This is a genomic window from Planomonospora algeriensis (assembly GCF_977012225.1).
On sequence record NZ_CDRNDK010001136.1, the window covers coordinates 1 to 337 of the forward strand.

A 337-nucleotide genomic window follows, 5' to 3' on the forward strand; every position below is an offset into this window, starting at 1 on the left:
TGGCCGCCACGCTGGCGGGGCTGCTGGGCGTGCTGTCGGTGACCGGACGCCTGCTCACCACCGGCCTGCAGACCCGCCTGCCCGCAGCGCTCATCGCCGCGGCGATCTTCGCCCTGCAGGGGGTGGCCGCGGCGCTCCTGCCGCTGGCCGGGCGGACGGTGCCGGGCGCCATCGGCTGCGTGCTGGGGTTCGGGCTCGGCTTCGGCATCGCCTCCATCACCCTGCCCCACCTGCTCGTGGACCGGTACGGCACCGCCGCCTACGCCACCCTGTCGGGGCGCATCGCGTTCTTCTCCGTCGCGGCCAAGGCATCGGCCCCGCTCAGCGCGCTCGCCCT

General features: G+C 76.0%; 1 pseudogene. It reads left to right on the plus strand.

What is annotated here, in order from left to right:
- Window positions 1-337 (plus strand): annotated as a pseudogene (locus tag ACWJ6R_RS38160) (MFS transporter); the annotation flags it as partial.